The following is a 6193-nucleotide window of genomic DNA, read 5'->3' as shown; positions in this document are numbered from 1 at the left end:
AATTATCGGGGTCTGGGGCCTGCGGCCCCAGCCGCCGGAGGCATCTTGTTCCCGCCGGAGGCCACTTCCGCTGCGTTTCGATATCAATTAATCCCCTTCGAATTCGACAAGCGTGGTGACGTCGATGCCAACGTCGCGCAGCCGTGCCGCGCCGCCGAGATCCGGCAGGTCGATGATGAAGCTGGCCGCCGTGACATCGGCGCCGATGCTGCGCAGCAGCGCGGTGGCGGCAAGTGCCGTGCCGCCGGTGGCGATCAGGTCATCGATCAGCATCACGCGCTGGCCGGGAGGGACGGCATCGACGTGCATCTCGATCCGGTCCTGCCCATATTCGAGCGCATAATCGATGCCGGTGACGGTGCCGGGCAGTTTGCGTTGCTTGCGGAGCAGGACGAGGCCGCAGCCGAGCCGGACCGCCAGCGCGGCGCCGAAGACGAAGCCGCGCGCCTCGATTGCGGCGATCGCCTGCGGCGGGGTGGCGATGCCGGCGGCCATCCGTTCGATGCTCAGCGCGAAGCCGGGGCCATCGAGCAGCAGGGTGGTGATGTCGCGGAACTGGATGCCGGGGCTGGGGAAGTCCGGAATGGTGCGGATGAGGGCGGCGAGATCGGCGTTTTTCATGGCCTGAGGCTAGGCGAGGTCAACGCCAGAAAAAAGAGGCGGCGGCATCGCTGCCACCGCCTCTCTTTCAGAAATCGCCGTTTGGCGCTCAGGCCTTGGGCTTCTTGATGTCGCGCCAGACCTTCTTGTAGCTGAGATAGCCGAGCGTGGTGAGGATCAGCAGGAAGGCGATTGCCGCGACGCCGGTCTCCTTGCGGTTCTCGAGCTTGGGCTCGGCCGTCCAGGTCAGGAAGGCGGCGACGTCGGTGGCGTAGTTCTTGACCGTGCCCGGGGTGCCATCGGCATATTCGACCTGCCCTTCGGCGGCGAGCGGCGGCGGCATGGCGATGTTGAGCGAATGGAACCACGGGTTGTAATAGAGCGTGTCCGGCTTCGTGACCTCCGCCGGCACCTCGTCGCGGTAGCCGAGCAGCAGCGAGCGCAGATAGTTGGTGCCGTCCGGGCGGGCCTTGGTGATCAGCGACAGGTCGGGCGGATAGGCACCGCCCTGGGCGGCGCGGGCAGCCGCCTCGTTCGCGTAGACCAGCGGGAACTTGTCCGCCGCCGTCGCCGGGCGGGTCGTCGGCTCGCCGCTGTCGTCGATGGCGGCGACTTCGTAGCTGGCGGCGATGGCCTTTACCTCGGCATCCGAGAAGCCCAGCGCGAGAAGATCGCGGAAGGCGACGCGGTTGATCGAGTGGCAGGCGGCACAAACTTCCCGATAGACCTGAAGGCCTCGCTGCAGCTGCGCCCGGTCGAAGGTGCCGAAGACGCCGAGGTTGCCGGGGCCATTATGGGTCCAGGCGACCTGCTCGGGGTGTTCGTGATACTTCTTGACGGGATCGAAGGGCACGTCCTCGCGCGGCTGGACGGCACCCCAGAGCACCGTGATGCAGAAGACCGCGCCGACCAGCATCGCGCCGGTCTGAACGAGGGAACCAGAACGGGGCATCGACATGTTCCTTATTCAGCCGGCTGGGCGGCAGCGCCACCGAGGGTGGTGCCCGACGACGGCGGGGTGCCGCCCTTGAACTTGTCGAGCACGGCTTCCGAGATGGAGTTGGGCAGCGGCAGCGTCTTCTCGAAGCGGCTGACCAGCGGCGTGATGATGAGGAAATGGGCGAAATAATAGGCCGTCAGCACCTGGCTGAGCCGCACCCAGGGTTCCTCCGCCGGCTTGCCGCCGGCGATGCCGAGGCCGAAGCAGACCGCCACGAACACCCAGAACAGGATGCGGTTGAGCGGCCGATACTTGTTCGAGCGCACCGGCGAGGTGTCCAGCCAAGGCAGGAAGAACAGCAGCAGGATCGACGCGAACATCGCGATCACGCCCCAGAGCTTGGCGGGGATGAACAGGAAGTCGGTCGTGAAGGCGCGCAGGATGGCGTAGAATGGCCAGAAATACCATTCGGGCACGATGTGCGCCGGCGTGCTGAGCGGGTTGGCCGGGATGTAATTGTCCGGTTCGCCGAGCGAGTTGGGCATGAAGAACACGAAGGCCGAGAAGACGATCAGGTAGACGCCGAGGCCGAAGAAGTCCTTCGAGGTGTAATAGGGGTGGAAGGGAATGGTGTCCTGCTCGCTCTTCACATCGAGCCCGGTCGGGTTGTTGGAGCCCGGGATGTGCAGCGACCAGACGTGAAGGATGATCACCCCGAAGATCACGAACGGTAGCAGGTAATGGAGCGAGAAGAAGCGGTTGAGCGTGGCGTTGTCCGGCGAGAAACCGCCGAGCAGCCAGGTCTGGATCGTCTCGCCGACCAACGGCAGCGCCGAGAACAGGCCGGTGATGACGGCCGCACCCCAGAAGCTCATCTGGCCCCAGACCAGCACATAGCCCATGAAGGCGGTGGCCATCATGAGCAGGAAGATGACCAGGCCAAGCATCCACAGCACTTCGCGCGGCGGCTTGTAAGAGCCGTAATAGAGGCCGCGGAAGATATGGACGTAGACGACGGCGAAGAAGAAGCTGGCGCCGACGGCGTGCATGTAGCGGATCATCCAGCCGCCGTTGACGTCGCGCATGATGTGCTCGACCGAATCAAAGGCGACCGTGGTGTCGGCGGCATAATGCATGCCGAGGACGACGCCGGTGATGATCTGGATGACCAGCGCGACGCCGGCGAGGACGCCGAAATTGTAGAAATAGTTCAAGTTCTTCGGCGTCGGATAACCGGCGCCGAGAGAATTGTAGACGAAGCGCGGCAGTGGCAGCCGGCTGTCCATGAACTTGCCGAACTCGGTGGTCGGTCGATACTGATTGGCCCAGGGAAAGCTCATGGGATCCTCCTTAGCCGATGGTGACCGCGGTTGCGGACTTGAAGACATAGGGCGGCACTTCGAGGTTCAGCGGCGCCGGACCCTTGCGGATGCGACCGGCCGTATCATAGTGCGAGCCGTGGCAGGGGCAGAAATAGCCGCCGTAATCGCCGCGCGATTCACCCTGACCGGCGCCCAGCGGCACGCAGCCGAGATGGGTGCAGACGCCGAGCGTGATCAGCCATTTGGCATTGTCCGGCTTGGTGCGGTCGGCCAGCGTCTGCGGATCGCGCAGGCTCGCGGCATCGACCTTGTTGGCGGCGTCGATCTCGGCAGCGGTCAGGTGGCGCGCGAAGATCGGCTTGCCGCGCCAGCTGGTCTTGACCGCCTGGCCTTCCTCGATGGCTGCCAGATCGAGATCGATCGACGCCAGGGCCAGCACATCGGCGGACGGATTCATCTGGTTGACCAGCGGCCAGACCACGGCGCCGACGCCGACGGCGGCAACGGCACTAGTGGCAATGTAGAGAAAGTCCCGACGTTTTTCACCCTGGGGTGGCAGGTGATCGTCCATGGGGAGCTGCGTTCCGCTTGCCATCAAGCCACCTCTGTTCTGCAAAACCGAATATGACGGAAATCATGAGCAGGCCCGGAGCCCACCAACCGTCTGTCCAATAGCGTTGACACAGGCGGAAAGGCAACGGGGATTTTCCGGGGCATTTTGGCGCGGTGGGCGGGGAACGGTTGCTCCCACGCGCGGGAACAGTGTCGCGCACACTGTTGCGAAAATGGGCCTTTCTTCGGGCGCATATCTGCGGCTAGAGAACGCTATGCAGACGCTCGATGATCGCCAGACCGCCGCCCAGACCTGGTTTCGGGAGATCAGGGACCGCATCTGCGCGGCGCTGGAGGCGCTCGAGGACGAGGGTGGCGGCGACGCGCCGGCTGGACGGTTTGTGCGGACGGCCTGGGACCGGGCGCCGGCGACCAACGAGGATCCCGGTGACGGCGAGGGCGGCGGCGGCGTGATGTCGGTGCTGAAGGGCCGGGTGTTCGAGAAGGCCGGCGTCAACATCTCGACCGTGCACGGCGTGTTTGCGCCGGAATTTGCCAAGCAGATCAATGGCGCGTCTGAAGACCCGCGGTTCTTTGCGACAGGCATCAGCCTGGTGCTCCACCCCTGGAACCCGCATGTGCCGGCCGTGCATCTGAACACCCGCTATTTGGTGACGTCCAAGCGCTGGTTCGGCGGCGGCACCGACCTTAACCCGGCGCTGCCCGACGACGGCCAGACCGCCGCCTTCCATGCCGCGCTGAAGACGATGTGTGACCGGCACGATGCGGGCTATTATCCGGCCTATGCGAAATGGGCGGAGGAATATTTCTGGGTGCCGCACCGCAAGGTGCATCGCGGCGTCGGCGGGATTTTTTACGATCATCTCGACAGCGGCGACTGGGACCGGGACTTTGCCTTCACCCAGGATGTCGGCAAAACCTTCGTCGACATCTATCCGGCGCTGGTGCGCGAGAAGATGCACGCGCCGTTCACCCATGAGGAGCGGCTGAAGCAGCTGCGCTACCGCGGGCTCTATGCCGAATTCAACCTGGTGCATGATCGCGGCACGGTGTTCGGACTGAAGACCGGCGGCAATATCGACGCGATCCTGATGAGCCTGCCGCCGGAAGCGCGCTGGGACTGAGCTGCCTCTGCCTCAGGCAAGACGGCTGTAGATAACGCAGGCTGCCGCGGCGGTGGCGATGGCGACGACCGTAGAGGCGAGCGCCGGCACCAGCCCGGCGGCGAACTGCGCGGCGTCGGCCAAGCCGATCAGCGTCAGCACCGAGCCGAGCGCACCGCCGACACCGCCGGCGATCAGGCCGAGCCCGAACAGGCCGACCAGACCGAGTATGAAGAAGCCGAACAGAGGCCAGGCGGCGGGGGCGGTCATCGTCCAGCTGGTGCGAATCAGGCTGAGCGGATCGGTGCGCTCACCGGCCAGCGCCAGCGGCACGATCAGGAACAGTCGGGCGGTGATGTAAAGGCCTGGGAGCAACAGCAGCAGGAAGCCGAGACCGCTAGGCAGCGCCGACAGCATCAGTGCGGCCAGATAGCTGGGCCAGACGGCAAAGGCCGCCGCCAGCGCCATGCGCGGGGTGGCGCCGGGGCGCAGGATCAGGCCGGCGATGGTCAGCTGGGCGAGGCTGCCGATGATGCCGGGCAGCACGATCAGCCAGAACAGGGTGCGCGAGGTGACGTCGGCCATGGTGGCCGGGGGCGCGGGGCCGAAAATGCGCAGCGCCATGTCGACGAGCAGGGTGAACGGGGCGGCGACCGCGAAGAACAATCCCATGCGCTCGCGCAGGAGATCGACGATGCCCTGCCAGATCTCGCCGATCCGCAGCTTCTGCTCCGACAATGTCGCCGCCTCAGGCGGCGGACGGCGCGGCGCCCGCCTTTTCGAGCAGCTCGGCGAGCTCCCCGTCCTGGAACATTTCCATCATGATGTCGGAGCCGCCGACGAACTCGCCGCCGATATAGAGCTGCGGGATGGTCGGCCATTCCGAATAGGCCTTGATGCCCTGTCGGATCTCGGGGTCGGCAAGAACATCGACGGTCTCGAAGTCGACACCCAGCCGCTCGAGGATGGCGATGGCGGTGCTGGAGAAGCCGCACTGCGGGAAGAAGGGCGTGCCCTTCATGAACAGCACGACCTTGTTCTCGCCGACGAGGCTGGCGATCCGGGCGTTCACGGGGTCAGTCATAAGGGGCTCCTCAAGCCGGAATCGTGGTGAGCTTCAGGGCGTGGAGTACACCGCCCATGCGGCCGCCCAGGGCATTATAGACAAGCTGGTGCTGCCGGACACGCGGCAGGCCGGCGAACTGCGGGGCGGTAACGCGCGCCGCATAATGATCGCCGTCCCCGGCCAGATCGGTGATCTCCACCGTGGCACCAGGCAGGGCTGCCAGAATGGCGGTCTCGATCTCGGCGGCGGGCATCGGCATGGATCAGGCCTCTTCGACCTGCTGCTGCGCCACCTTGGTGGCAGCGAGCAACTCGGCGCGGACGGCGGCCTCGTCGGTGCCGGTGGCTGCAAGATCGGCGACCAGCTTGCGGATCACATCCTCGTCCCCGGCTTCCTCAAGATCGGCGACGACGACCGAGCGGGCATAGGCGTCCGCCGCGTCGGCACCGAGGCCGAGGCGGGCCGCGGCCCATTCGCCGATCAGCCGGTTGCGGCGGGCGAGGATACGGAACTGGCGCTCGGCATCATGGGCGAAGCGGTTCTCGAAAGCGGCTTCGCGGTTCTCAAAACTGTTCATGGCCGGCGCTCC

Annotated in this window: 9 protein-coding genes; 1 reads left to right on the top strand and 8 read right to left on the bottom strand. The window is 65.6% G+C overall.

Going from position 1 to position 6193, the window contains the following annotated elements; genetic code table 11:
• Positions 1-87 precede the first annotated feature (87 nt).
• The 4 genes from ACTIFJ_RS00615 to petA form a co-directional block, all read right to left on the bottom strand.
• Positions 88-621: an adenine phosphoribosyltransferase gene (locus ACTIFJ_RS00615; protein WP_439532133.1), complete on the bottom strand. Its 534-nt coding sequence runs from the start codon at positions 619-621 to the stop codon at positions 88-90.
• A gap of 88 nt (positions 622-709) precedes the next feature.
• Positions 710-1552, bottom strand: coding sequence for a cytochrome c1 (locus ACTIFJ_RS00610; RefSeq protein ID WP_439532132.1), 843 nt, complete (start codon positions 1550-1552; stop codon positions 710-712).
• Positions 1553-1563: 11 nt separating this feature from the next.
• Positions 1564-2880, bottom strand: a complete 1317-nt coding sequence (locus ACTIFJ_RS00605; RefSeq protein WP_439532131.1) for a cytochrome b — start codon at positions 2878-2880, stop codon at positions 1564-1566.
• A 10-nt stretch (positions 2881-2890) separates the two neighbouring features.
• Entirely contained in the window at positions 2891-3433 is a 543-nt protein-coding gene (gene petA / locus ACTIFJ_RS00600; RefSeq protein ID WP_439532130.1) for a ubiquinol-cytochrome c reductase iron-sulfur subunit, read from the bottom strand.
• Positions 3434-3689: 256 nt separating this feature from the next.
• On the opposite strand from petA, the gene hemF reads away from it, so the two are divergent.
• Entirely contained in the window at positions 3690-4559 is an 870-nt protein-coding gene (gene hemF, locus ACTIFJ_RS00595; RefSeq protein WP_439532129.1) for an oxygen-dependent coproporphyrinogen oxidase, read from the top strand.
• A gap of 12 nt (positions 4560-4571) precedes the next feature.
• Here hemF and ACTIFJ_RS00590 read toward each other — a convergent pair whose 3' ends face one another.
• The 4 genes from ACTIFJ_RS00590 to ACTIFJ_RS00575 are packed head-to-tail and all read right to left on the bottom strand — an operon-like array spanning position 4572 to position 6181.
• Positions 4572-5276, bottom strand: coding sequence for a hypothetical protein (locus ACTIFJ_RS00590; protein ID WP_439532128.1), 705 nt, complete (start codon positions 5274-5276; stop codon positions 4572-4574).
• A gap of 10 nt (positions 5277-5286) precedes the next feature.
• Positions 5287-5622 (bottom strand): Grx4 family monothiol glutaredoxin, encoded by a 336-nt coding sequence (gene grxD / locus ACTIFJ_RS00585; RefSeq protein WP_439532127.1) that lies wholly within the window; start codon positions 5620-5622, stop codon positions 5287-5289.
• Positions 5623-5632: 10 nt separating this feature from the next.
• Complete coding sequence (locus tag ACTIFJ_RS00580; RefSeq protein WP_439532126.1) at positions 5633-5863, bottom strand: BolA/IbaG family iron-sulfur metabolism protein; 231 nt, start codon at positions 5861-5863, stop codon at positions 5633-5635.
• Positions 5864-5866: 3 nt separating this feature from the next.
• Positions 5867-6181: a DUF1476 domain-containing protein gene (locus ACTIFJ_RS00575; RefSeq protein ID WP_439532125.1), complete on the bottom strand. Its 315-nt coding sequence runs from the start codon at positions 6179-6181 to the stop codon at positions 5867-5869.
• Between the last annotated feature and the right edge of the window lie 12 nt (positions 6182-6193).

Origin of the sequence: Polymorphobacter sp. (assembly GCF_051860865.1) — a bacterium.
Taxonomy (GTDB): Bacteria; Pseudomonadota; Alphaproteobacteria; order Sphingomonadales; family Sphingomonadaceae; genus Sandarakinorhabdus.
This window is presented reverse-complemented; position numbering and strand designations above follow the sequence as displayed.

Coding starts and splice junctions, on each gene's coding strand:
- ACTIFJ_RS00615 (WP_439532133.1), bottom strand. CDS start 621: ATGAAAAACGCCGATCTCGCCGCCCTCATCCGCACCATTCCGGACTTC.
- ACTIFJ_RS00610 (WP_439532132.1), bottom strand. CDS start 1,552: ATGCCCCGTTCTGGTTCCCTCGTTCAGACCGGCGCGATGCTGGTCGGC.
- ACTIFJ_RS00605 (WP_439532131.1), bottom strand. CDS start 2,880: ATGAGCTTTCCCTGGGCCAATCAGTATCGACCGACCACCGAGTTCGGC.
- petA (WP_439532130.1), bottom strand. CDS start 3,433: ATGGACGATCACCTGCCACCCCAGGGTGAAAAACGTCGGGACTTTCTC.
- hemF (WP_439532129.1), top strand. CDS start 3,690: ATGCAGACGCTCGATGATCGCCAGACCGCCGCCCAGACCTGGTTTCGG.
- grxD (WP_439532127.1), bottom strand. CDS start 5,622: ATGACTGACCCCGTGAACGCCCGGATCGCCAGCCTCGTCGGCGAGAAC.
- ACTIFJ_RS00580 (WP_439532126.1), bottom strand. CDS start 5,863: ATGCCGATGCCCGCCGCCGAGATCGAGACCGCCATTCTGGCAGCCCTG.
- ACTIFJ_RS00575 (WP_439532125.1), bottom strand. CDS start 6,181: ATGAACAGTTTTGAGAACCGCGAAGCCGCTTTCGAGAACCGCTTCGCC.